Here is a 23,537-nt window from a genome sequence, read left to right as displayed (position 1 = left end):
CGTCACCGTCGGTGGCAACCGGCACAATTGACAGGTGTACGTCGTCCTCACCCGCAGCTCGAACGGGTTCGGCGCGCTCCGGCTCGACGACGCGGGCACGGCCGTCTCGCCCGTCGAACCGATCGACGAGGCCGAGCTGCCGGCGTGGGTCGGCCGGGTAGAACGCGAACGACCGCGCTGGGTGTGGGATGACACGACCCGCTGGTATCCGGCGCTGCTCGCCGCGGGCGTCCGGGTGGAGCGTTGTGTCGACCTGCGCCTGTCGCACCAGCTGCTGCGGGGCTCGACTCTCACCGCGGCGTCCGCGCTGGCGAACGCGCCGCGCGGCCCGTGGGACACGGCGACGCCGATGGCCGAGAAACCGCAGACTCACGGCGCCCTCTTCGACTTCGATGACGAACCGGCGGCGGATGCCCCGACCGACCCGCTCGCGGAGTTCCTTCTGCAGAGAGACGCGGCCGCGACATCCGCCCAGCCCGGCCGCATCGGCCTGCTGCTCGCCGCCGAGTCGGCGGGCGCGCTCATCGCCTGCGAGATGAAGTTCGCCGGCCTGCCCTGGCATGTCGACGTGCACGAGCGCCTGCTCGCCGGCCTCCTCGGCGACCGCCCGCGCGGCGCCGAACGCCCCGCGAAGCTCGAACTCCTGCTGGAGCGGATGCGGACCGCGCTCGGCACGGCCGACGTCAACCCCGACTCGCCCGCCGAACTGCTCAAGGCGCTTCGCCGCTCGGGGCTGCAGGTCGCGTCGACCCGCTCCTGGGAGTTGAAGGAGATCAGCCACCCCGTGATCGAGCCGTTGCTCGAGTACAAGAAGCTATCCCGCCTGCAGACCGCGAACGGCTGGAACTGGCTCGACACCTGGATCGCCGACGGGCGTTTCCGTCCGGACTACGTGCCGGGCGGCACCGCCACCGGCCGCTGGGGTGCGAGCGGCGGGGGAGCGCTGCAACTGCCGAAGCAGATCCGCGGCGCCGTCATCGCCGACCCCGGCTGGAAGCTCGTCGTCGCCGATGCGGCCCAGCTGGAGCCGCGGATACTCACGGCGCTCAGCGCCGACCGGGCCATGGCCGAGGCGGGGCGCGGCGATCTCTACGAGGGCATCGTCGCGAGCGGGGCTGTGAAGACCCGCGCCGAGGCGAAGGTCGCGATGCTCGGGGCGATGTACGGCGCGACGGCGGGCGACGGCGGGCGCCTGATGCCCGCGCTCACCCGCGCGTTCCCCCGGGCGATCGCCGTGGTCGAGGCGGCGGCCCGCGTGGGGGAGCGCGGCGAGATCGTCACCACACGCCTGGGCCGCAGCTCGCCGCCGCCGGGCGAGGCGTGGCGAGAGCTGCAGGAGGAGGCATCCGTGCAGGGGGCGAGCGAGGCGCTGCAGCGCGCGGCGCGAGGGCAGTCGCGCAGCTGGGGCAGGTTCACCCGCAACTTCATCGTGCAGGGCACGGCGGCCGAGTGGGCGCTGTGCTGGATGGCGGGGCTACGCGGGCGGCTGTGGGACCTGCGCGGCGGACAGTTCGCGAACCGCCCGCACCTGGTCTTCTTCCTGCACGACGAGGTGATCGTGCACACCCCGGCCGACCTCGCCGACCAGGTGGTCGAGCAGCTGAACGCGGCTGCGGCGGAGGCGGGGCGCCTGATCTTCGGCGAGATGCCGGTTCGGTTTCCGATAACGACGGCCGTCGTCGACGACTACGGGCAGGCGAAGTAGCGCGTCGGCCCCGCGAGCCTTGTTATTTCGCAGGTGCATCCGTCATAATGCAACCAGCAGTCACAATTGAACACGCGCGGTCACGCGCATCCGTTTGCCAGGTCGATGGGGAAGTCGCACCTAACAGAACGGAGAAGATCGTGACTGCACCACACGCTCGCGGAGTGCTCTTTGTGCACTCCGCTCCTCGTGCTCTCTGCCCTCACATCGAATGGGCTGCCGGGCGCGCTATCGATCGCGCCGTCAACTTCTCCTGGGCCGAGCAGCCCGTGCTCAAGGGTGTTCAGCGCACCGAGTTCTACTGGGAGGGCCCCGCCGGCACCGGCGCCAAGATCGCGTCGGCCCTGCGCGGCTGGGAACACCTGCGCTTCGAGGTGACCGAGGATGCCTCAGCCGGAAACGACGGCGGACGCTGGATGCACACGCCCGACCTCGGAATCTACTTCGCGCAGACCGACTCGGCGGGCAACATCGTGATCCCGGAAGACCGCCTGCGCTACGCGATGGAGATCGCCGGATCCAACGCGCTCGAGCTGCACCGCGAACTGCGCCTCGCGCTCGGCCAGGCCTGGGACGACGAGCTCGAGGCGTTCAGGAACGCGAGCTCCGACAGCCAGGTCGTCTGGCTGCACAAGGTCGGCTGAGCCTGTCGGTCGCTGAGCCTGTCGAAGCGCGCCTCGACAGGGTCAGCGACCGGTGCGCGTTACTTCTCGTAGCTGCGGAACGCGACGACGGAGTTGTGTCCGCCGAAGCCGAACGAGTTGCTTATCGCAAGCAGCGGTCCGGCCGGCAGCTCCCGCGGGCTGGTGACCACGTCGAGCAGGATCGCCGGGTCCTGCTCGGTGAGGTTGATCGTCGGCGGTGCGAGACGGTTGTGCAGCGCGAGGATGGTGAAGATCGCCTCGAGCGCGCCCGTGCCGCCCAGAAGGTGGCCGGTCGCCGCCTTCGTGGCCGAGACGGGGATCTCGTGCACCCGCTCGCCGAACACGGCCAGCAGCGCCTTGTACTCGGCGATGTCGCCGACGGGCGTGCTGGTGGCGTGGGCGTTGATGTGCATCACGTCGTCGACGCTCGCGCCCGCCTGCTCGAGGGCCGCATACACGGCGCGCGCCGCACCGGCGCCCTCGGGGTCGGGAGCGGTGATGTGGTACGAGTCGCTCGTCACGCCGCCGCCGGCGAGCTCCGCATAGATGCGGGCGCCGCGGGCGAGCGCGTGCTCCTCGGTCTCGAGGATGATGCTGCCGGCGCCCTCGCCGAGCACGAAGCCGTCACGGGAGAGGTCGTAGGGACGCGACGCGGTGGCCGGGTCGTCGTTGCGCTTCGAGAGCGCCTGCATGGCGGCGAACGCGGCGATCGGCAGCGGGTGCACGACGGCCTCGGTCCCGCCGGCGATGACGACGTCGGCGTAGCCCTTCTGCAGGTGGTCGTAGGCGTTCGCGATGGCCTCGGTGCTCGACGCGCACGCCGACACGTCGGTGCGAGCGTAGGCGCGGGCTGCGAGGTTCATGCTGATCGCGGCCGAGGCGGCGTTCGGCATGAGCATCGGGATGGTCATGGGGAGAACCCTGCGGGGGCCCTTCTCCTTGAGCGTGTCCCATGCGTCGAGGAGGGTCCAGAGTCCGCCGATGCCGGTGGAGTAGTCGACTCCCACGCGGTTCGGATCGACATCCGAGTCATCCAGACCCGCGTCTTTCCAGGCCTCGCGGGCCGAGATGAGCGCGAACTGGCTCGAGGGGTCGAGGCGCTTGATCTCCTGGCGCTCGAGCACTTCCTCGGGGCGCACCTTCGCCTGCCCGGCGAAGGTCACGGGCAGTTCGTGCTTGGCTACCCAGTCGTGCTCGATGGTGCTCACACCGGATTCGCCGGCGAGCAGAGCAGTCCAGGTCTCGGGGGCGGTTCCGCCGAGGGGGGAGGTGGCACCGATTCCGGTGACGACGATCTTTTTGGTCACAACAACATCCTTATTCAGTTCGGAGATCTCACTCGCGGGCGTGGCCGGTTGCTTGCGCGACCGGCCAGCCGCGGATGGGAGGCGCTTAGCCCTGTGCTGCGGTGATGAAGCTGACGGCGTCGCCGACGGTCTTGAGGTTCTTGACCTCTTCGTCGGGGATCTTGACGTCGAACTTCTCTTCGGCGTTGACGACGATCGTCATCATCGAAATCGAGTCGATGTCCAGGTCGTCGGTAAACGACTTGTCCAGTTCGACCGAGTCGGCAGCGATACCGGTTTCGTCGTTGACGAGCTCGGCGAGGCCGGCGAGAACTTCTTCGGTGGACAATGCCATGGTTTTTCTCCTAAAGGGTGTGTCGTTTGACCGAGAGTCAGTTTAGAGCAGGTGGATGGTGGCGCCAGCGCGCCGCACTACGGGAGCACAATCACTTGTGCGCCGAAAACGAGGCCAGCGCCGAAGCCGATCTGCAGGGCGAGGCCGCCGGAGAGCTCCGGATGCTCCGCCAACAGCCGGTGGGTGGCGAGCGGGATCGAGGCGGCCGAGGTGTTTCCGGTCGTCGCGATGTCGCGGCCGATGACGACGTGCTCGGGCAGGCCGAGCTGCTTCGCGAACTCGTCGATGATGCGCATGTTCGCCTGGTGGGGGATGAACGCGGCCAGGTCGTCGCTCGTGATTCCGGCGACCTCGAGGGCGCGCTTGGCGACCTTCGCCATGTCCCACACCGCCCAGCGGAAGACCGTCTGGCCCTCCTGGCGCAGCGTCGGCCAGGCGGCTTCGCCGTCTCGGAACTCGACGAGCGTCGAGTTCATGCCCACGGCATCCGCCTTCGATCCGTCGGATCCCCATACGGGAGCCGCGATTCCGGGGGTGTCGCTCGGGCCGATGACGACGGCGCCCGCTCCGTCACCGAGCAGGAACGAGATGGAGCGGTCTGCCGGGTCGACGACGTCGGAGAGCTTCTCGGCGCCGATGACCAGCGCGTAGTGCGCGGCTCCGGAGCGGATGAGGGCGTCGGCCTGCGTGACGGCGTAGCTGAAGCCTGCGCACGCGGCGTTGGCGTCGTAGGCCGCGGCCGGGTTGGCGCCGACCCGGTCGGCGACGACCGCGGCCATCGACGGTGTCTGCTGCACGTTGCTGATGGTGGCGACGATGACGAGGTCGATGAGTTCGGGTGCGATGCCCGACTTCTCGATGGCCTCGATGCCGGCGGTGGTGGCGAGGTCGACGGCGCCGACGCTCTTCGACGCGCGGGTGCGGGTGATGATGCCGGTGCGCTGCTGGATCCACTCGTCGCTGGAGTCGATCGGGCCGATCAGCTCCTCGTTGGGCACGACCAGGTCGCCCCGGGCCGCGCCGTAGCTGAGGATGCGCGTGTACTGGACGCCGGTGGACTGCTTCAGGGTGGGGGTGCTCATGCTGCGCTACCGTCAATCAGATCGAATGCTGCTGCGAGGTCGTCGGGGGTCTTGACCGCCACGCTCGGTACGCCCTTGAGGCCGCGCTTGGCGAGACCGGTGAGGGCGCCGGCGGGGGCCAGCTCGATGATGCCGGTGATGCCGGACTCGGCGAACACCGCCATGTTCTTGTCCCAGCGCACGGGCGAGGAGACTTGGCCGACGAGCAGCTCGACGAACCGGGCGCCGTTCGTCACGGCCTGGCCGTCCTGGTTCGACCAGATGGGCAGGGTGGGGTCGGCCGGCGTGAGCGTCGCCGCGAACTCGGCGAGGTGTGCGACGGCGGGCTGCATGTAGCGGGTGTGGAATGCGCCCGCGACCTGCAGCGCGATGACGCGCGAGCCGGCGACCGGGTTGTCCTTGAGCGCGTCGAGCGCGTCGAGGGCGCCGGCGACGACGATCTGGCCGCCGCCGTTGAAGTTGGCCGGCTCGAGGCCGAGCAGTTCGAGGCGGGCGAGCAGCTCTGCCTCGTCGCCGCCGAGTACAGCGCTCATGCCGGTGGGCGTCTGCGCCGCTGCGGTGGCCATCGCCGTGCCGCGTTCGCGAACGAATGCCATGGCATCCGTCTCGCTGAGGATCCCGGCGCCGGCGGCGGCGGTGATCTCGCCCACGGAGTGTCCGGCGATGCCGGCGACCCTGTCGCGGCGTCCGTCGGCGAACAGGGCGCTCAGCGTGAGCAGTCCGGCCGCGACGATGAGGGGCTGCGCGACCGCCGTGTCGCGGATCGTGTCGGCGTCGCTCGTGGTGCCGTGAGCCGCGAGGTCGAGGCCGGCGGCGTCCGAGAGGCCGCCGAGCTGGTCGCGGAAGCGTTCCTCGGCGAGCCAGGGTTCGAGAAAGCCGGGAGTTTGGGAGCCCTGTCCGGGCGCTACGACAACAATCACGCCGTCTAGTCTGCCAGCACGACGGCGATCACCGCTGTGCACACCCCACCGAGATTCGCGCACACCCTTGGCGAGTGTCCACAATCGCCGCCCACTCCGGGCGTGTGTCGGAAATTCAGGAGTTGGCGCCGTCCACCGGCGTGTCGCGCGGCGAGTCGCTGGGTGTGCCGCTGCTTACTCCTGAATTTGCGTTGTGGGGAAGGGGCGGATGGCTCGGAGGGGAGACTCGGCGCGGCCTCGCGTCGAGCCATCCCGTGACCGGGGCGAGAACCGCGTCGGGGTTGCGCCTGGCCCAGCGGAAGTGGTCGAACGGCTCGCCGCCGTTCTCGGCCCGGTCGATGTGCAGCTGGGTCGGGGTCGTCGAGCGGAGGCGGGCACCGAGGTGCTGCGACGATACGCGCGGCACGATCCCGTCGCCGTCGAGGGTGAGCATGAGCACCGGGCGCTCGAAGGCCGCGAGCTCTCCCTCGTGGTCGGCGTCGCTGCCGGCGAGGATGAACCGTCCGTGCCGTCCCTCGAAGCCCCAGTCGGCCATCATGGTGCGCGGCTGGCGGCCGCCGAAGCCGACGACGTGCCCGGGAAACCAGCCGAGCGTGCGGGTGATGGCACGGATGAGCCCGACCTGCCCGACCCGTTTGGCCCGCGCGACGACGCCGGGGAACGCCCCGTGGTGGCTCGACCCGCTCGCGATCGTCACCACTGCGCCGACGTCGTCCGGGTGCGCGGCGGCATAGAGCAGCGCGAGCTGTCCGCCGAGGCTGTGGCCGGCGAGCAGGAACGGCGGCTCGAGGTCTGCCGCGGCCACCGCCGCCGGGATGTCGAGCGCGAGCGCGTGGTTGTAGCCGAAGTCGTTGGCGCGCACGTCGGCGGTCGAGCTCTGCGGCATCCCGCGCAGCTCGAGCCCGTGCACCCGGTAGCCGAGACCGGCCCAGCGCGCGAGCAACGGCCGGTAGTAGTGCAGCGGAACACCGAGCGCCGGCAGGAACAGGACCTGCGGACCGGTGTCTCCCCACGATTCGACTACCGTCGTCGCGTCATCCGCGCTTCGAATGCGCGTGGAAACGAAGGATTCGTCGCTGGTCACCCGCCCATGCTGCCACCCGACGCGCTGCCCCGTGCCAAATGCAGGAGATTTCTGCAACGAGGCCCGCCGATCGCACCTAACGTGTGGCTGGACCCCACAATCTCCTTCATTTGGCAGAGGGGCGGCGGATGACCCGGGCTAGCGCTTGCGGGCCGCGTCGGGTTCGGCGATCGAGCCGATGATGAGCGCGGACTGCAGGATGAGGGCCTCGCGGGCCCCCGTGGCGTCCCAGCCGATGACCTCGCTGATGCGCTTGAGCCGGTAGCGCACGGTGTTCGGGTGCACGAACAGCTCGCGCGCGGTCGCCTCGAGCGAGCGTCCGTTGTCGAGATAGCACCACAGCGTCGAGAGCAGCTCGGTCGAGTGCTGCTGCAGCGGCCGGTAGATGCGGTTGATAAGGGTCGAGCGCGCGAGCGGGTCGCCCGCGAAGGCGCGCTCGGGCAGCAGGTCGTCGGCGAGGGTCGGGCGCGGGGCGTTGCGCCAGGCGCGCGCCACCGCGAAGCCGGCGAGGGCCGCCTTCGCGCTCTTCGACGCGTCGACGAGAGTCGAGACCTCGTGGCCGAGCACGAGGTGTCCCGGGCCGAAGCCCGGCTCGAGCTGCGCTGCGATCTCGATGAAGGGCATCCGGGTCGCGGCATCCGTCTCGTCCGCTATCGGCGTCGACCGGCCGATCACGAGCACGAGCCGGTTGCCCTGCACGCCGATGAGCACGTCGGCGTCGAGGTGGCGCGCGGTGCGGCGCAGCTGGTCGACGTCGAGCACGCGCGGCGTCGTGCCGACGAGCACGCACACCTCGCCGTGACCGTTCCAGCCGAGGGCCGCGATGCGGCTGGGCAGTTCGTTGTCGTACTCGCCGGAGAGGATCGAGTCGACCACGAGCGCCTCGAGGCGCGCGTCCCAGAGGCCGCGCGCCTCGGCGGCACGTGCGTACACGTCGGCCGAGGCGAAGGCGATCTCGCGCGAGTAGAGCAGGATCGCCTCGCGTAGAACGTCGTCGCCCACGCCGATGCGCGCCTCGACTACCTCCACGGTGATGCGGATCAGCTGCAGCGTCTGCTGCAGCGAGACCGAGCGAAGGAGTTCGCGCGGGGCGGCACCGAAGACGTCCGCGGCGATCCACGGGGTCGACTTGGGGTCCTCGAACCAGCTGATGAACGAGGTGATGCCTGCCTGAGCGACGAGTCCGACCGCCGACCGCCGCCCTGGTGGCATGTCGCCATACCAGGGCAGCGTGTCGTCGAGCCGCTTCAGAGTCGCCGTCGACAGCTCACCGGAGATGGTGCGCAGCCAGGCGAGCGTCTGCTCCTTCGTCTTAGGGGTGATGGCCACCGTTAGCTTTCGCCGCCGGCGTTTCCGGTCGTTCCCGCGTTCACGTCGAGCAGACGGTACTTCTCGATGGCCGCTGCCGGCACCGAGGAGTCCATCTCGCCGCGGCGCACGAGGGACTCGAGCGCACGCACCACCATCGACGGACCGTCGATCTTGAAGTACCGGCGGGCCGCGGCGCGCGTGTCCGAGAAACCGAAGTCGTCGGCACCGAGCGTCGCGTAGTCGCCGGGAACGAACTGGCGGATCTGGTCGGGAACGGCGTGCATGAAGTCGGTCGTCGCGACGAACGGCCCCTGCGTGCGGGAGAGCTTGCTCGTCACGTACGGGATGCGGCGTTCCTCGTTCGGGTAGAGGAAGTTGTGCTCCTCTGCCGCGAGGCCCTCGCGACGCAGCTCGGTCCAGGAGGTGACCGACCAGACGTCTGCCGACACGCCCCAGTCCTGCGCGAGCAGGTGCTGGGCCTCGAGCGCCCACGGCACTGCCACGCCGGAGGCGAGCAGCTGAACCTTGGGTCCGGTGTCCTGCCCGGTCTTCAACAGGTAGAGGCCCTTGAGGGCGCCCTCCTCGTCGAAGTTCTCGGGCACGGCCGGGTGCTGCAGCGGCTCGTTGTAGAGGGTGATGTAGTACATGACGTTCGGGTCGGGATGCGTGCCGCCGTACATGCGCTCGAGACCGGCCTTCACGATGGCGCCGATCTCGTACCCGTATGCCGGGTCGTACGACACGACGGCGGGGTTCGTGGAGGCGAGCAGCAGCGAGTGGCCGTCCGCGTGCTGGAGGCCCTCGCCGGTCAGCGTCGTGCGTCCGGCCGTTGCGCCCATGATGAACCCGCGGGCCATCTGGTCGCCGGCCGCCCACATGGCGTCGCCCGTGCGCTGGAATCCGAACATCGAGTAGAAGACGTAGACCGGGATGAGCGGCTCGCCCTGCGTCGCGTAGGAGGTGCCCGCCGCGGTGAACGCGGAGAAGGCGCCGGCCTCGTTGATGCCGACGTGCACGATCTGGCCCTGCGGGCTCTCCTTGTATGCGAGCAGCTGCTCGCGGTCGACGGAGGTGTAGTGCTGGCCCTGCGGGTTGTAGATCTTCGCGGTGGGGAAGTACGCGTCCATGCCGAAGGTGCGTGCCTCGTCCGGGATGATCGGAACGATGCGGTGGCCGAAGTCCTTGGCGCGCAGCAGGTCCTTGAGCAGACGGGCGAACGCCATGGTGGAGGCGATCTCCTGCTTGCCGGAGCCCTTCTTCGCGATGTCCCAGGCCGACTCCTCGGGCAGGGCGATCTGCGTGTACTTCGAGCGGCGCTCGGGCAGGTAGCCGCCGAGCGCGCGGCGGCGCTCGTGCATGTACTGGATCGCCTCGTCGTTCTCACCGGGGGTGTAGTACGGCGGCTGGTAGGGGTTCTCCTCGAGCGCGGCGTCGGTGATCGGGATGCGCATCTCGTCACGGAACTGCTTGAGGTTGTCGAGCGTGAGCTTCTTCATCTGGTGGGTCGCGTTGCGGCCCTCGAACGACGGGCCGAGGCCGTAGCCCTTCACCGTCTTCGCGATGATGACGGTCGGCTGGCCCTTGTGCTCCGACGCCGCCTTGAACGCCGCGTACACCTTGCGGTAGTCGTGGCCGCCGCGCTTGAGGTTCCAGAGCTGGTCGTCGCTGTAGTCCTTGACCATCTCGAGCGTGCGGGGGTCGCGTCCGAAGAAGTTCTCGCGGACGTACGCGCCGCTCTCGGCCTTGTACGTCTGGTAGTCGCCGTCGGGGGTGCGGTTCATGAGGTCGCGCAGGGCGCCCTCGTGGTCGTTCTTGAGCAGGTCGTCCCACTCGCGGCCCCAGACGACCTTGATGACGTTCCATCCGGCACCGCGGAAGAAGCTCTCGAGCTCCTGGATGATCTTGCCGTTTCCGCGAACCGGGCCGTCGAGGCGCTGCAGGTTCGCGTTGATTACGAAGTTGAGGTTGTCGAGGCCGTCGTTGGCCGCCCACTGCAGGGCGCCGCGGCTCTCGACCTCGTCCATCTCGCCGTCTCCGAGGAACGCCCAGACCTGCTGGTCGCTGGCGTCCTTGATGCCGCGGTTGGTGAGATAGCGGTTCGACTGCGCCTGGTAGATGGCGTTGATGGGTCCGAGACCCATCGACACGGTCGGGAACTGCCAGAAATCGGGCATCAGCCGCGGGTGCGGGTAGCTGGAGAGTCCGCCGCTGAAGTGCGACTTCTCCTGGCGGAAGCCGTCGAGCTGGTCGGTCGTGAGACGACCCTCGAGGAAGGCGCGGGCGTACATGCCGGGCGAGGCGTGACCCTGGTAGAAAACCTGGTCGGCGCCGCCGGGCGCGTCGTTGCCGCGGAAGAAGTGGTTGTGGCCGACCTCGTAGAGCGCGGCGGATGACGCGTACGTCGAGATGTGGCCGCCGACACCGATGCCGGGGCGCTGCGCGCGGTGCACCGTGATGGCCGCGTTCCAGCGGATCCATGCGCGGTAGCGGCGCTCGATGTCTTCGTTGCCGGGGAACTCGGGCTCGTTCTCGGGAGCGATCGTGTTCAGGTAGTCCGTGGTCGGAACCATCGGGACGCCGAGGTGGAGCTCCTTGGAGCGCTTGAGAAGGCTGAGCATGATCTCGCGCGCACGTTGGTGTCCGTGTACTGCGACGAGGGCGTCGAGGGATTCCTGCCACTCGGCGGTCTCCTCAGGGTCTCCGTCGATGTTGTTCACCGAGTATGGATCCTGGTCGTTAACCGTCACCGTTGACCTCTTCCTGGTTGAGTCAGATCTGCGAGTCACCGTCGAGCAAGGGATTACGCTGCCGGGTTTGAAAGGACTACGCCAGAACATTCTATGCAACCCACGGAGTGTCGGCTGGCGCGTGCCGTCGCGGTGTCCTGCACTTAAGGCATAGCGAGCGTAGGATAACCCTTCGTGTTTGTCCGACGTTCCGCCGGGCACGAAAGGACGCAAAACAATGGCTCTGGAGAATGACACCCAGGCACCCGACTTCGACCTCGCCAACCAGTTCGGCGAGCACGTCCGACTGAGCGAGTTCAAGGGCACGAAGCCCGTCGCGCTGGTCTTCTTCCCCCTCGCATTCTCGTCCACCTGCACGAGCGAGCTATGCGGGCTGAGCGAGAACCTCGCCATGTTCAAGAGCAACGGCATCGAGCTGATCGGCATCTCCGCCGACTCGAAGGCCACACTGCGGGCGTTCGCCGAGGCCGAGGGCTACGACTTCACACTGCTCGCCGACTTCTGGCCGCACGGTGCCGTCGCCAAGGAGTACGGCGTGTTCCTCGAGGAGAAGGGCTACGCCAACCGGGCGACGTTCCTCATCGACATCAACGGCATCATCCGCGCGAGCTTCATCACGGCTCCCGGCGAGCCGCGCTCGATCGAGGAGTACCGCGCGGCCCTCGACGAGATCGTGCCCGTGCCGGTGCACGTCTGACGCTTCACCGCTCGGGCCGGATGCCGGCCTGATTGAATGGGCTCATGACCGAGTCCCACATCGGCGACCTGGCGGCGTTCATCGCCGCCTCGCCCTCCTCCTTCCACGCCGCAGAAGAGTCGGCCCGCCGCCTCGAGGCCGCCGGGTTCCATCGCCTCGACGAGACCGCCGAGTGGCCGACCGACGCCGGTCGCCGGTTCGTGGTGCGCGACGGCGCGCTCATCGCCTGGGTGCAGCCCGACGGCGCGGCGGGCGAGATCCCTTTCCGCATCGTGGGAACCCACACCGACTCTCCGGGGTTCAAGCTCAAGCCGAAGCCCACGACCGGCGCGCACGGCTGGCTGCAGGCCGGCGTCGAGGTCTACGGCGGGCCGCTGCTGAACTCCTGGCTCGACCGGGAGCTCGAGCTCGCCGGTCGCCTGGTCACGACCACGGGGGAGCAGCATCTCGTGCGCACCGGCCCGTTCCTGCGCTTCCCCCAGCTCGCCATCCACCTCGACCGCGGCGTCAACGACGGGCTCCGGCTCGACCCGCAGCAGCACATGAACCCGGTGTTCGGGCTGGGCGACGTCTCCTCCGCCGATCTGATCGGGCACCTGGCGACACTGGCCGGCATCCGCCCCACGGATGTCGCGGGGTACGACATCGTCGTCGCCGACACCGCCCCGGGGCAGGTCTTCGGTCTCGACGGGGCGTTCTTCGCCGCCGGACGCATGGACAACCTGGTCTCCGTGCACGCCGGACTCGCCGCGATCACCGCCGCGCCGCCCGCCGCGGGCCATGTCGCCGTCTTCGCCGCGTTCGACCACGAAGAGGTCGGTTCTGCCACGCGCTCGGGAGCGGCAGGGCCGTTCCTCTCCGACGTCCTCGCCCGCATCTCCGACGGCCTCGGCGCGACCGAGTCGCAGCGCCTGCGCGGCTTCGCGTCGTCGTGGTGCTTCTCGGCCGACGCCGGACACTCGGTGCACCCGAACTACGCCGAGCGGCACGACCCGGCGAACAGGCCGGTCATGGGCAGCGGCCCGCTGCTGAAGATCAACGCGCAGCAGCGTTACGCCACCGACGCCACGGGTGCGGCCGAATGGGCGCGGGCGTGCGCGCAGGCCGGCGTCGCCTATCAGGAGTTCGTGTCGAACAACACCGTGCCGTGCGGCTCGACGATCGGGCCGCTGACCGCGACCCGGCTGGGCATCCGCACGGTCGACATCGGCGTGCCGCTGCTGTCGATGCACTCCGCGCGCGAACTGTGCTCGGTCGACGATCCCGCCTCCCTCGCGGCGGCGCTAACGGCGTTCCTGCAGCCGGCCTAGTCGCCTCCGGGCTCAGCCTCCGCGCTCAGCCCGGAGGCTAAGCCTCAGCCGAGCAGCGAGACCGCGCGTGCGATGACGAGCGCCAGGATCACGAATCCGGCGAACGACTCGACGAGCATCAGCCCCTTGGCGCGGTGGGAGAGCGGCATCGAGTCGGTCGGGCTGAACGCCATGGAGTTCGACGACGAGAAGTAGAGGTAGTCGACGAAGCTCGGCGTCCAGTCCGACTTCACCGACGACCGCACCGCGACCTCGGTGACCGCGTCGTGGTCCTCGTCCTGCGGGAAGCGGAAGTCGGCCTGAGGGAGGTCGTCGCGCCTGGCCCTCGTGCGCATGACCGGGCCGCCGCGGTCGATCTCCCAGTAGATGAGCGCGAAGACGATCACGTTGGTGATCCACACCTGCACGGCGGCGAGCAGCAGTCCGCGCCCGTCGCTGCTGCCCGCGTTGACGAGCTGGAAGACGAGCTGCACGAGGGCGATCTGGTTGACCGCCGCGAGGAACAGCACCTGGCCGACAGACAGCCGGCGCGACCACTTCGTCTGCTTCTGGAATCGCAGAGGGTTCACCGTGATGAGCGGGATGAGCATCAGGGCGCCGACGGCGACGGCGACATACCGCAGCTCGGGCAGGAAGCTGCTCGGCAGCAGCGCGTACAGCGTCAGAGCGACGGCGAGGGCGACGACGGCGGGCCAGCGGTGTTCGGCGCGCGCGGCGCGCTCGGTGGTGGTGCTCACCGGCGAAGTCTATGTCGTACTATTGAAGCTCGTTGTTCCGCCCTGCGGATTGACGGGCCTTTAGCTCAGTTGGTAGAGCGCCACGTTTACACCGTGGATGTCATCGGTTCGAGCCCGGTAGGGCCCACGAGTAGAACCCCCGCTCCGGCGGGGGTTTTCTTTTTTGGCGCGCGGCCTCTCACCGATTGCGGGTTGCGCCGACGGGCGTGCGGTGATGGTGTGGAGTCGACCACCCGCAGCACGAACAGGAGACACCATGAGCGATGCGACCAGCGGCCGCGTAGAGGAGAACGACGACGTCTTCACCGACCCGGCGATCGACAAGCAGACCGTGACGAACGACGCCGTGGCCGGGGAGACCGTGATCGACACCGGCCACTACGCCGGCGCTACGGGTTCCGAGCCGCTCGAAGCCGAACCCGAGATCCACGACGACGGGGTAGACCCCGCCTCGATCGACCTGCGCGACGAGGAGTGATCCGACTCAACCCGCCTCACGGTCGGCGTCCCCGCCGATCCCGGTGACGAGAGTGCGCGCGACCGTCTCCGCCGCGGCGTGCCCCGGGAGCAGTCCACCGTCGACCGCCTCGGCCGCCGCGTAGACCAGTGCCCAGAGCGCCTGCTCTATCCACCCCGCGCCGACGGCAGAGTCCATCGAGCCGTCGCGCTGGCCCCGCGCGATGAGCGCCAGCACGGGGCCGTCGGCCGCGGCGAAGTCGGCGAGGTCGGAATGGGCGCCGAGCAGTCGCGGGTCGTGGAACAGGAACCGGATGCGGTCGCCGACGCCCACATAGGCGGCGATCACCCGGGTCAGGGCCTCGAGCGGTGCGCCGTGCTCCGGCCGTGCGTCCACGGTCGCCCGGGTGATGTCCTCGACCGACTGCGCGACGGCGGCCCGCTCGAGGTCGCCCCGGTCGGCGAAGTGCCGGTGCAGCGTGCTCCTGCTCACCTGTGCCTCGGCGGCGATGACGGCGAGGCTGGCCTCCGGTCGCCGTGCCAGCACGGATACCGCTGCGCGCACGATGGCGGCGCGGGTGCGACGGCGGGTCGGGGAGTCCTCGGACATGCGAGACAGGCTAGCACCGAACGAGACAGCGATATTGCTTTTCGAGACACGGATGTCGCAGAATTGACCATGGCCGATCGTGAGAGATATCGCGGGATCAACTACGACACCGGAACCGACTATGTGCCCGACGGACACTCGCGTCAGGACTGGTCACGGCAGGTCATGCGGGAGGACATCGCGGTGATCCGGGACGGTCTGCACTGCAACGCCGTGAACGTGTTCGGATCACACCCCGAGCACATCGCCGAGTGCGCGGAACTCGCGGCGGCGAAGGGGCTCGCGGTCTGGGTGCAGCCGCGCCCCGTAGACCTCCAGGATGCGCAGGCCTTCGCCATGATCGCCGATGTCGCCGACATCGCCGAGAGCCTGAGCGCGGGCGGCGCGGACGTGCGGCTCAATGTGGGGTGCGAGTTCAGTCTCTTCGCGCCCGGCATCGTCCCCGGACGGGACTACCGGGCCAGGGCGCGCGCCCTCTACGTGCTGTGGCCCGCGATGCCCCTGCTGAACCGGCTGCTGAACCGCTACCTGCGCCGCGTGGTCTCGATCGCTCGCGATCACTACTCCGGCGAGATCACCTACGGCTCGGGGTTCTGGGAGGGCGTCGACTGGAGCGGATTCGACCACGTCGGGGTCAACCTGTACCGCGATTCGTACAACGCGGGCAGGTTCGCGTCCATGGTCGCCGATCTGCACGGACACGGAAAACCGGTGCTCATCACCGAGTTCGGCTGCTGCGGCTACCCGGGCGCCGAGCGCCGCGGCGCCGGCGGAGACTCGGTGGTCGACTGGAGAGACCCGTCGGCGCCGCGCCTGAGAGGCGACCACCCGCGCGACGAGGCGGTGCAGCAGAGATACATCGCAGGGCTGCTCGACCTCTTCGCCGCCAGCGGGGTCGCCGGCGTCTTCCCTTTCGAGTTCAGCGAACCGACGTACCCGCGGTCGGACGACCCGCGGTTCGATATCGATGTGGCGAGCTTCGGCCTGCTCGCCGCCGTGCCCAACGGCGCGAGACACGGGAGGCCGTACGAGCTCGTGCCGAAGGCGGCGTTCCACGAGGTCGCGCGCCGCTTCGAAGCGGCCGGATCGTCACCGCCCCGCTGACCGCGACTCGTGCGCCAGGATGGCGAGCTGGATGCGGTTGTCGAGCCCCAGCTTGGCGAGCGCGCTCGAGATGTGCGCCTTCACGCTGCCGTGCGAGAGGAACAGCCGCCCGGCGATCTCCGCGTTGCCCAGACCCTCCGCGACGGCGAGAGCGACCTCACGCTCGCGATCGGTGAGGGGGGAGAGGGGATCGGGCCCGTCGATTCGTGCCGGCGCCTCGCCCGCCGTCACGTGGTCGATCAGCTGTCGGAGCACGTCGCCCGACACCGTGGGCTGTCCGGACGCCGCGGTGCGGATGGCCGCCACGATCTCGGCGGGCGGGGTGTGCTTCAGCAGGAACCCCGCCGCGCCCGCGCGGAGGGCCTCGAGCACCGTCGCGTCGGTGCGGAAGGTGGTGAGCACGATCACCGCCGGCACACGGGTCAGGCCCTCGGAGCGCAGGGTGCGGATCGCCGAGATGCCGTCGACCCGGGTCATCCGCACGTCCATCAACACCACCTCGGGTTCCAGGCGCCGCACCGCCTCGAGCACCTCGTCGCCGTCGGCGACGTCGCCGACGATCTCGAGGTCTGGCGCCCCTCCGAGCATCAGCCGCAATCCGCCGCGCACCAGAGGGTCGTCGTCGACGACGAGGACGCGGATCACCGGCGCCGGGATCACGGTTCCCCCATCGGCAGGTCGCCGGCGAGCGCGAACACGCCGCCGGCGAGACCGTGGCTGAGGCTGCCCCCGTCGATGCGCACGCGTTCGGTGAGTCCGGCCAGTCCGGCGCCGAACCCGGGGATCTCCGACTGGGTCAGCCCGATGGCGACCGGATTGCGCACCCGCACATGCAGTCGCTCGCCGTCGCCGCTGATGTCGATGGAGACGGGGGAGTGCGGGGCGTGCTTGCGGGCGTTGGTGAGCCCCTCCTGCACGATGCGGTACGCGGTGCGCTGCACCGACGCGCGCGTCGACCTCGAGACGGCGTCGTCGAAGGTCATCTCGACGTGCTGCCCTGCGCGGCGGGCCTCGTCGACCAGTCCGTGCACGTCGTCGAGCTGCGCCTGGCGGCGCGACGTGCCCAGTTCGGAGACCGAGGCGTCGGCGTCGCGCAGCACGAGGAGGAGGTCTCGGAGGTCTTCGACGGCCAGATGCGCGTTCTCACGGATGACGACGGATGCGTCGTGCACCTCCTCGCGCGTGATCGGGCGGTGATCGGAGTCCGGCGCCGCCTTGGTGCGGAACTCCAACGCGCCCGCGTGCACCGACAACAGCGAGATGCGGTGGGCCAGCACATCGTGCATCTCGCGGGCGATGCGCTCCCTCTCGTCGCGTCGCAGAGTGGTGAGCTGCGCCGAGTAACGTTCCCGGTCGGAGAGGGCCGCCCGCTGCAGCCCCTCGATGACCTGCCTGCGCGCCCGACTGAGCAGTCCGAGGCTGAGGGTCAACGCGTAGACGAGCGGGAGGACGATCACCCAGACGAGCCAGGTGAGATCGGGGATCGGCGCCACCCAGTGATACGGGAGGGCCAGCACGATGTGCGCGGCGACGATGGGGATGGCGACGCGCGGCCGGGCGAGCGAGCCCAGGCGGTAGATGCCCGCGACGACCGCGAATCCCGCGCACAGCGACAGGGTGCCGGGCACGATCAGCAGCACACCCACCGCCACGGGGTGCGTGCGAGCGAACCACAGCGAGGCGGCGGCGAGCACGCCGAGACCGATGTCGATCGGCCAGTACCAGTCGGGGATCGCCGGATACGAGCTCGGGTCTGCGCCGTTCCACGCCGTGTAGAGGAGCGCGATCGCGATGAGCGTGGCGTCGACGACGCGCTGCCGCCTCGTGGGGCGCTGGGCGACCGGAGGCGCTGCCGACGCTCGCGCCACGCGCGCCGTCATCGGCCGTGCTCCCTCATGCTTAGAGGATACGAACTCGTCGCGGCGCGGGCCACAGGAGATCGGGCGATCGACACGTATTTCTGGCCGGTCGGCCACCGGAGGCGCGCGATTGCGGCCGATCGGCCGACGCGGCCGCGGCACCGTCCGCCCGAGACTGGCGACATGAGTGCAGAGACGATCACAACCGACGACGAGTACGCGCTGGAACTCGTCGACCTGCGACGCGAGTTCGGCGACAAGGTCGCCGTCGACGACGTGACCGTGCGCGTGCCGCGCGGCTCCTTCTACGGGCTCGTCGGGCCGAACGGAGCGGGCAAGACCACCGCCCTGTCGATGGCCGTCGGCCTGCTCCGTCCCAGTTCCGGGCGGGCTTCTGTCGAGGGCATCGACGTGTGGGCCGACCCCGTCGCGGCGAAGAGACACCTGGGAGTGCTCCCCGACGGGCTGGCACTGCCGGAGCGGCTCACGGGCGGCGAGCTGCTCACCTACTGGGGTCGGTTCAGGGGGATGGATGCCACGGCGGTCGCCAGCCGCAGCGCCGAGCTCATCCGCATCCTCGAACTGGAGGAGGCGGAGACGCTCGGCACGCTCGTGGGGGAGTACTCCACCGGAATGCGCAAGAAGATCGGCCTCGCGACGGCGCTACTGCACGCGCCGTCTGTTCTGGTTCTCGACGAGCCGTACGAGGCGGTCGATCCCGTGTCGGCCCGCGTGCTGACCCGGATCCTCCGCCGCTTCACCGCCTCGGGCGGCTCCATCGTGATCTCGAGCCATGTGATGAGCCTCGTCGAACAGCTCTGCGACCGCGTCGCCATCGTCGCCGCGGGCAGGGTCGTCGCCGACGGCACTCTCGACGAGGTGCGGTCGGGCGAGACCCTCGAGGACCGATTCGTCGAGCTGGTCGGCGCACCGGACGTCGACGAGGAGGAGCTGTCGTGGATCGGATCCTGATCTCTCTCAAGTTCACGCTGCTGCGCAACAGCTCCAAGGGGCTGCGCATCGTGGGCTGGGTGGTGGGCGCCGCGCTCGTCGCGGCGACGTGGCTGTCGGCGGCGATCGCCTCGGGCGACCAAGTGCGCGGCTCGGTGCTCACCCTGACCTTCGCCGGCTGGGTCGTCGGCGCCGCGATCGGCCCCGTGCTGATGAGCGGCTCCGGCGCCCTGCGCCCCGACTACTTCGCCCTGCTGCCCATCGACAGGCGAGCCCTCGGCCGCGGACTCCTGGTCAGCACCTTCGTGGGCATCGGCTCGGCCTACGTTCTGCTCGCCTTCGCGTCGGCCGCGGTGCACGCGCTGCTGCTCGACCCCGCGAGCCTCGTGATCGTCGTGGTGGGTGCGCCGCTGACCTGGGTGTTCGCGATCACGATCTCGCGGCTCGTCTACGGGCTGCTCGGCGCCGCGATGCGCTCCAAGATCGGAGTCGAGATCGCCGGCATCCAGTTCGGCCTGATGTTCGCCGCCATCTTCACCGGCTGGATGGTCGTGCAGGCGGCGGTGGAGAGCATTCCCGCGCTCGTGCGCGACGGCCTGCCCGCTGGCCCGATCACCGCCGTGCTCGACGCCTTCCCGAGCTCCTGGCCGGTGCTCGCGGTGGAGCGGGCGGCGCTGGGCGACTGGACGGGCGCCGCGCTGCTGCTCGCCGGGCTGGCCGCGGTCGACGCCCTGCTCGTGCTCGCGACGATCGCCGCTCTGACGCCGCGCGAGAACGTCGTGGCCAGACGGCGGTCGGGCCATCGGCGCTCTGCTCGGCTCGTCGACGGCGGCGGCCTCCTGCCCGCGACGCAGCTCGGCGCGGTGATCGGCAAGGAGTACCGCCAGTGGACGCGTGACCCGTGGCGCTCGCTCGAGGTGCGATCGGGCGTGTGGACCGGCATCGCGATCGGGTTCTTCGCGCTCGTGAGCGGCGACTACTCGGAGCTCGCGGCGTTCTCCGGCCTCATCGTGGCGTTCATGATGAGTCTCGCGGCCCTCAATCTCTACGGCCAGGACGGCAGCGCGGTGTGGCAGACGATCGTCGGCCAGGACGCCACCACGATCCGGTCGGACGTGCGCGGGCGGCAGTGGGCGGTGGTGCTGGTGTTCCTGCCGCACGCCCTGCTGATCACCGTGCTCTTCATCCTCATCACCCAGCACTTCTGGGTGGTGCCCGCCGTGGTCGCGGCCCTGCCCGCGCTGTTCGGCGTCGGCAGCGGCGCCGCGTTGATCACCTCCGCCGTCGGCGTCTCGCCCGGTGTCGACCCTCGACGACGGGTGGGCCCGAACGACGCGAACGGAAACGTCAGCCTGCACGTGTGGGTCGTGATGATCCTCACGGCGATCGGGGTCATACCGACCGCGGTCGTCGTGGTCTGGGCCCTCGTCGCACCGTCGGCCGCGGTGTCGGTGGTCGCCGTCGCCGTCGGAGTACTGAACGGATGGCTCGTGGCGTGGCTGTACGGGCGCATCGCCATCGGCTATCTCGCCGACCGCATGCCCGACGTCTACTCCCGCATCCGCTACGGGCAGGTGTTCCGCGGTCAGAAGACAGGCGTGCTCGACTGGCTCGCGACGACGACGCTCAAGGGCGAGCAGCAGATGCTCGCGCGCCGCCAGAAGGAACGGCAGGACACCATCTCGGCTCGGGCGAAGTGATCCGCTGACGCGTTCCTGATTGTCTGTCAATCCTGCGTATCGCCTGCGTATTCGGGGTTTTTCGACGCGAGACGGCATGTGCGCGGTTGATTCCGGGTTGGATGGTGGAGACGCAGACGCGCCCGCCCGGTTGAATTCCCGCCGGAATCGGCACTGTGTCCACACTGCGCGCTGACTACCTCAGCTTCACGGATAGCAGCGCGAGGGCATTTCCGCCCCGCCGCTTCCGGCCTGCACGATTCGCGATCGAATGCGCTCGCACCCTGCCAATCGCCCTAGGTTGCGCTGCGCTCGCCTGCGTCGCGCTCGAGAGGATCCCGTCATCGCTGTTCCGATTTCCACCGACTTCACCGCGTCACTGCGCCGTCCGCTGACGAGGTCGTCGACCAAGAAGGGCATCGGGGCGATGCTGTTCGCCTCGGCGCTCGCCCTCACCAACGCGATGCCCGCGTACGCGGCAGACCCCGAGGCGGCCCTCGCCGCCCCCGTCGCCGCGGTGGCGCAGAATTCCGCCGACGAGACGCAGACCCTCGTCGTCGACGGCCAGCTCGGCGCGCCGTCGAGCACCAGAGACACCTTCACGGTCACGCTGCCGCCGCCGGTCACTGCGGGCTTCGCCTATACCTCGTTGTCGTACATCAACCTGCCGACGTCTGCGATCCAGTGGCCGTTCGCGTCGTCGCCGATCAGCAGCGACTTCGGGGGCCGCAGCGCCCCGTGCCGCGGATGCTCGTCGTACCACCAGGGCCTCGATTTCACCCCCGGCTCCGGGACCCCGATCGGTTCGATGGCGGCCGGCGTCGTCCGCGAGGTGAACAACAGCTCGGGCGGGCTCGGCACACATGTCATCATCGACCACCAGATCGACGGCGAGCTCGTCTCGAGCGTCTACGGCCACATGCAGGCCGGGTCGGCCGCCGTCGCCCCCGGGCAGACGGTCGACGTCGGCACGGTCGTCGGCCTGGTCGGCAACACGGGGGCCAGCACCGGAGCGCACCTGCACTTCGAGGTGCACGTACACGGTTCGCCGACCGACCCGTTCGCGTGGCTGATGGCCCACGTGCGCTGACCCGCTACGGGACCGTGACGACGGCGCTCACCATGTCGGTGTTGCCGCCGAAATCGGTGACCCACAGCTCGACGTACAGCTGCGCTCCCGACTCGAGGTCTGCGAGGTCGTAGACGAGGTTCGGCAGGTCGGCGTAGAGGCCGCTCGCGCTCGTCGAGATCCATTGCTCCGTGCCATCCGCCAGCACGTTCAGCACCTCGGGAACGATGATTCCCTCGGGGTCGGCTGACAGCTCGCCGTAATTGCCGGTCGCCTCGTCGTACGAGTAGTAGGTCTCGCCGGTGACGTCGCCCGACCCGCCGTCGAGCACGATCGACAGCAGCGCGTCCTGATAGGTGTCGCCATCGTCGTCGTCTGCCGCGTAATAGGCCATCGGCACGTCGAACGTGACGAAGCTTCCGTCGTCGGCGGTGGTGAGCTGCAGGTAGGCGTTCGCCGTGTCCTCGCCGTCGCTGATGGTCAGCACCGTCAGATCGAAGACGCCGACGGCATCGCCCGAGCCGTCGTCCGAGATCTCCGCGGGCTCTTCTCCGATGTACGTCACCGAGCCGTCGTTCTCGACCAGACCGTAGCGGATGTGGCTCGAGGCCAGGTTGTCCTCCGATGCCAGTTCGAAGGACCCGGAGATGGTGAGGCCCTCGTCGCCGAACGAGGTCTCGGCGTCGCCGACGGCGAACTGCGCCTGCGCCTCGGCAGGGATCGCGGCCCCCTGGCCGTAGTAGCTGGAGAGGAATTCGGGCCAACCGCCGCCGACACCGAGCTCGGCGTAGGCGTCGTCGAAGTCGGCGTACTTCGGCGGGAAGTAGATCGAGAGACCCGTCGCGCCCCGCGTGGCCTGACCGTCGACCTTGTCGACGACCGCGTCGTTGATCGAGCGCACGACGTCGTCGGCTGCGTCGGAGACGTCGAGCGCGTCGACCCCGATGTCGCCGACCAGAATGCCGAGGTCGGACATGAACGAGTCCTGGTCCGGGTCGGGGCTCGAGCCGAATCCGAGCGTCGACGCCAGAGTGCGGCCGATCACGGGGGAGACGCCGGCGACCCGCTCGACCAGCCGGTCGGTGAGCGTGGCGAGCGCATCGTCGACGTCGGGCATGCGGGTGAGGTCGACGAGCGACAGCGTGATCTTCGCGTCTGTCTGCTGCTCCTGAGCCTGCGCTTCGAAGCCGTCGATGAGGGCGCCGCCGAGCTCGTCGACCGTCGCCCCACGCGCGGCGACATCGAGAGCGGAGTAGTCCCAGCCGTGACCGGGCTCGAGCTCCTGCGAGGCGAGCATGCGGTCGGCGAGCGGCGAGAGAGCGCTCGCCACCTCGTAGGTCGCCATGAGACAGGCGTCGAAGCCGAGCAGGTCGAGCCGCTCTAGACCCGCGTCGGCGAGCCCGGCGCTGATACCGTCGCCGATCTCGGCAAGGGTGAGAGTGTCTTCTTCGGCGGATTCGTCGCCGCCGACGCCCGGCCACGACGCGCCGTGGTCGGAGACGATGAGCGCGTAGTTGTCTGCCGGGTATTCGGCCACGCCGCGTGCGATGAAGTCGGCGAGCACCTGCGGGTCTCCCGTGTTGACGTCGCCGAGGTCCTCGAGTTCTTCCGCGCCGCCCGGCGTTATCTCGAGCAGCTTGCCGCCCACCCAGTCGTCGAGACCCAGCACGGCTTCGTCGGTGTACCCCTCTGCCCTGTCGACCAAGGAGACGATGGAGAGGCTCTCCTGGCTGCCGACCTCGCCCATCTCGCCGACGTCGGCCATCATGAACGGCTCGAGATCCGTGTCGGCGATCTCGTACGCGAGCACCGTCCAGGTGCCGCCGTCGCCCGCCGGGTCGCCGCCGGAGTCGCAGCCGGCGAGAGCCGCCACTATCGTGACGGCGGCGAGCGCGGAGATCGCCCTGCGGGTCGTGCGGCGCATGGGCGTC

General features: G+C 69.5%; 21 protein-coding genes and 1 tRNA gene. 10 read left to right on the top strand and 12 right to left on the bottom strand.

Annotated elements, in window-relative coordinates:
- The first annotated feature begins 34 nt into the window (after positions 1-34).
- Together ABIE21_RS05045 and ABIE21_RS05040 are read left to right on the top strand one after the other, a co-directional pair.
- Complete coding sequence (locus tag ABIE21_RS05045) at positions 35-1,705, top strand: bifunctional 3'-5' exonuclease/DNA polymerase (protein WP_354023675.1); 1,671 nt, start codon at positions 35-37, stop codon at positions 1,703-1,705.
- Between the two features lie 140 nt (positions 1,706-1,845).
- Positions 1,846-2,349, top strand: a complete 504-nt coding sequence (locus tag ABIE21_RS05040) for a DUF3145 domain-containing protein (RefSeq protein ID WP_354023674.1) — start codon at positions 1,846-1,848, stop codon at positions 2,347-2,349.
- A gap of 59 nt (positions 2,350-2,408) precedes the next feature.
- On the opposite strand, the gene fabF is transcribed toward ABIE21_RS05040, so the two are convergent.
- From fabF to aceE, 7 genes are all read right to left on the bottom strand, one after another.
- Positions 2,409-3,656 (bottom strand): beta-ketoacyl-ACP synthase II, encoded by a 1,248-nt coding sequence (fabF, locus tag ABIE21_RS05035; protein ID WP_354023673.1) that lies wholly within the window; start codon positions 3,654-3,656, stop codon positions 2,409-2,411.
- 85 nt (positions 3,657-3,741) lie between these two features.
- Positions 3,742-3,990: an acyl carrier protein gene (locus tag ABIE21_RS05030; protein ID WP_354023672.1), complete on the bottom strand. Its 249-nt coding sequence runs from the start codon at positions 3,988-3,990 to the stop codon at positions 3,742-3,744.
- Between the two features lie 77 nt (positions 3,991-4,067).
- Entirely contained in the window at positions 4,068-5,072 is a 1,005-nt protein-coding gene (locus tag ABIE21_RS05025; RefSeq protein WP_354023671.1) for a beta-ketoacyl-ACP synthase III, read from the bottom strand.
- Positions 5,069-5,992, bottom strand: a complete 924-nt coding sequence (locus tag ABIE21_RS05020) for an ACP S-malonyltransferase (protein WP_354023670.1) — start codon at positions 5,990-5,992, stop codon at positions 5,069-5,071. The genes ABIE21_RS05025 and ABIE21_RS05020 overlap by 4 nt, the downstream gene beginning before the upstream one ends.
- A gap of 115 nt (positions 5,993-6,107) precedes the next feature.
- Positions 6,108-7,076 carry an alpha/beta hydrolase family protein gene (locus tag ABIE21_RS05015; RefSeq protein ID WP_354023669.1) on the bottom strand — a complete coding sequence of 323 codons (969 nt, stop codon included), beginning with the start codon at positions 7,074-7,076 and terminating at the stop codon, positions 6,108-6,110.
- Between the two features lie 138 nt (positions 7,077-7,214).
- Complete coding sequence (locus ABIE21_RS05010) at positions 7,215-8,405, bottom strand: PucR family transcriptional regulator (protein ID WP_354023668.1); 1,191 nt, start codon at positions 8,403-8,405, stop codon at positions 7,215-7,217.
- 2 nt (positions 8,406-8,407) lie between these two features.
- A complete protein-coding gene (gene aceE / locus ABIE21_RS05005; RefSeq protein ID WP_354023667.1) occupies positions 8,408-11,134 on the bottom strand; it encodes a pyruvate dehydrogenase (acetyl-transferring), homodimeric type in 2,727 nt (908 codons plus the stop codon).
- A gap of 217 nt (positions 11,135-11,351) precedes the next feature.
- On the opposite strand from aceE, the gene ABIE21_RS05000 reads away from it, so the two are divergent.
- Both ABIE21_RS05000 and ABIE21_RS04995 read left to right on the top strand, forming a co-directional pair.
- Positions 11,352-11,831: a peroxiredoxin gene (locus tag ABIE21_RS05000; protein ID WP_354023666.1), complete on the top strand. Its 480-nt coding sequence runs from the start codon at positions 11,352-11,354 to the stop codon at positions 11,829-11,831.
- Positions 11,832-11,875: 44 nt separating this feature from the next.
- On the top strand, positions 11,876-13,141 hold the full coding sequence (locus ABIE21_RS04995) for a M18 family aminopeptidase (protein ID WP_354023665.1): 1,266 nt from the start codon (positions 11,876-11,878) through the stop codon (positions 13,139-13,141).
- Positions 13,142-13,185: 44 nt separating this feature from the next.
- Here the strand turns inward: ABIE21_RS04995 and ABIE21_RS04990 are convergent, their stop codons facing one another.
- Complete coding sequence (locus tag ABIE21_RS04990) at positions 13,186-13,878, bottom strand: hypothetical protein (protein WP_354023664.1); 693 nt, start codon at positions 13,876-13,878, stop codon at positions 13,186-13,188.
- 54 nt (positions 13,879-13,932) lie between these two features.
- Between ABIE21_RS04990 and ABIE21_RS04985 the strand changes: the two genes are divergently transcribed.
- Together ABIE21_RS04985 and ABIE21_RS04980 are read left to right on the top strand one after the other, a co-directional pair.
- Positions 13,933-14,005, top strand: a tRNA-Val gene (locus ABIE21_RS04985).
- 129 nt (positions 14,006-14,134) lie between these two features.
- Entirely contained in the window at positions 14,135-14,356 is a 222-nt protein-coding gene (locus tag ABIE21_RS04980; RefSeq protein WP_354023663.1) for a hypothetical protein, read from the top strand.
- Between the two features lie 6 nt (positions 14,357-14,362).
- Here ABIE21_RS04980 and ABIE21_RS04975 read toward each other — a convergent pair whose 3' ends face one another.
- Complete coding sequence (locus ABIE21_RS04975) at positions 14,363-14,944, bottom strand: TetR/AcrR family transcriptional regulator (RefSeq protein WP_354023662.1); 582 nt, start codon at positions 14,942-14,944, stop codon at positions 14,363-14,365.
- A 69-nt stretch (positions 14,945-15,013) separates the two neighbouring features.
- Between ABIE21_RS04975 and ABIE21_RS04970 the strand changes: the two genes are divergently transcribed.
- Positions 15,014-16,048: a hypothetical protein gene (locus ABIE21_RS04970; protein ID WP_354023661.1), complete on the top strand. Its 1,035-nt coding sequence runs from the start codon at positions 15,014-15,016 to the stop codon at positions 16,046-16,048.
- Here the strand turns inward: ABIE21_RS04970 and ABIE21_RS04965 are convergent.
- Together ABIE21_RS04965 and ABIE21_RS04960 are read right to left on the bottom strand one after the other, a co-directional pair.
- Positions 16,034-16,708, bottom strand: coding sequence for a response regulator transcription factor (locus tag ABIE21_RS04965; protein ID WP_354023660.1), 675 nt, complete (start codon positions 16,706-16,708; stop codon positions 16,034-16,036). The two genes, ABIE21_RS04970 and ABIE21_RS04965, sit on opposite strands and share 15 nt — an antisense overlap.
- Positions 16,705-17,928, bottom strand: coding sequence for a sensor histidine kinase (locus tag ABIE21_RS04960; protein ID WP_354023659.1), 1,224 nt, complete (start codon positions 17,926-17,928; stop codon positions 16,705-16,707). Before ABIE21_RS04960 ends, ABIE21_RS04965 begins: the two co-directional genes overlap by 4 nt.
- 162 nt (positions 17,929-18,090) lie before the next feature.
- Here ABIE21_RS04960 and ABIE21_RS04955 point away from each other — a divergent pair, with 162 nt between their 5' ends.
- The 3 genes from ABIE21_RS04955 (at position 18,091) to ABIE21_RS04945 (ending at position 21,627) form a co-directional block, all read left to right on the top strand.
- Entirely contained in the window at positions 18,091-18,879 is a 789-nt protein-coding gene (locus ABIE21_RS04955) for an ABC transporter ATP-binding protein (RefSeq protein ID WP_354023658.1), read from the top strand.
- A complete protein-coding gene (locus tag ABIE21_RS04950) occupies positions 18,864-20,558 on the top strand; it encodes a hypothetical protein (protein ID WP_354023657.1) in 1,695 nt (564 codons plus the stop codon). Before ABIE21_RS04955 ends, ABIE21_RS04950 begins: the two co-directional genes overlap by 16 nt.
- A 280-nt stretch (positions 20,559-20,838) precedes the next feature.
- The gene (locus tag ABIE21_RS04945) at positions 20,839-21,627 is read left to right on the top strand and encodes a M23 family metallopeptidase (RefSeq protein ID WP_354023656.1); all 789 of its coding nucleotides are present in this window, start codon (positions 20,839-20,841) and stop codon (positions 21,625-21,627) included.
- A gap of 4 nt (positions 21,628-21,631) precedes the next feature.
- Here the strand turns inward: ABIE21_RS04945 and ABIE21_RS04940 are convergent, their stop codons facing one another.
- Positions 21,632-23,530 carry a clostripain-related cysteine peptidase gene (locus ABIE21_RS04940; protein WP_354023655.1) on the bottom strand — a complete coding sequence of 633 codons (1,899 nt, stop codon included), beginning with the start codon at positions 23,528-23,530 and terminating at the stop codon, positions 21,632-21,634.
- Positions 23,531-23,537 lie beyond the last annotated feature (7 nt).

The sequence above is a fragment of the Conyzicola nivalis genome, from assembly GCF_040548875.1.
Classification (GTDB): Bacteria; Actinomycetota; Actinomycetes; order Actinomycetales; family Microbacteriaceae; genus Conyzicola; species Conyzicola nivalis_A.
The sequence above is the reverse complement of the archived record's forward strand: the minus strand, read 5'-3'. Positions and strand labels throughout refer to the sequence as shown.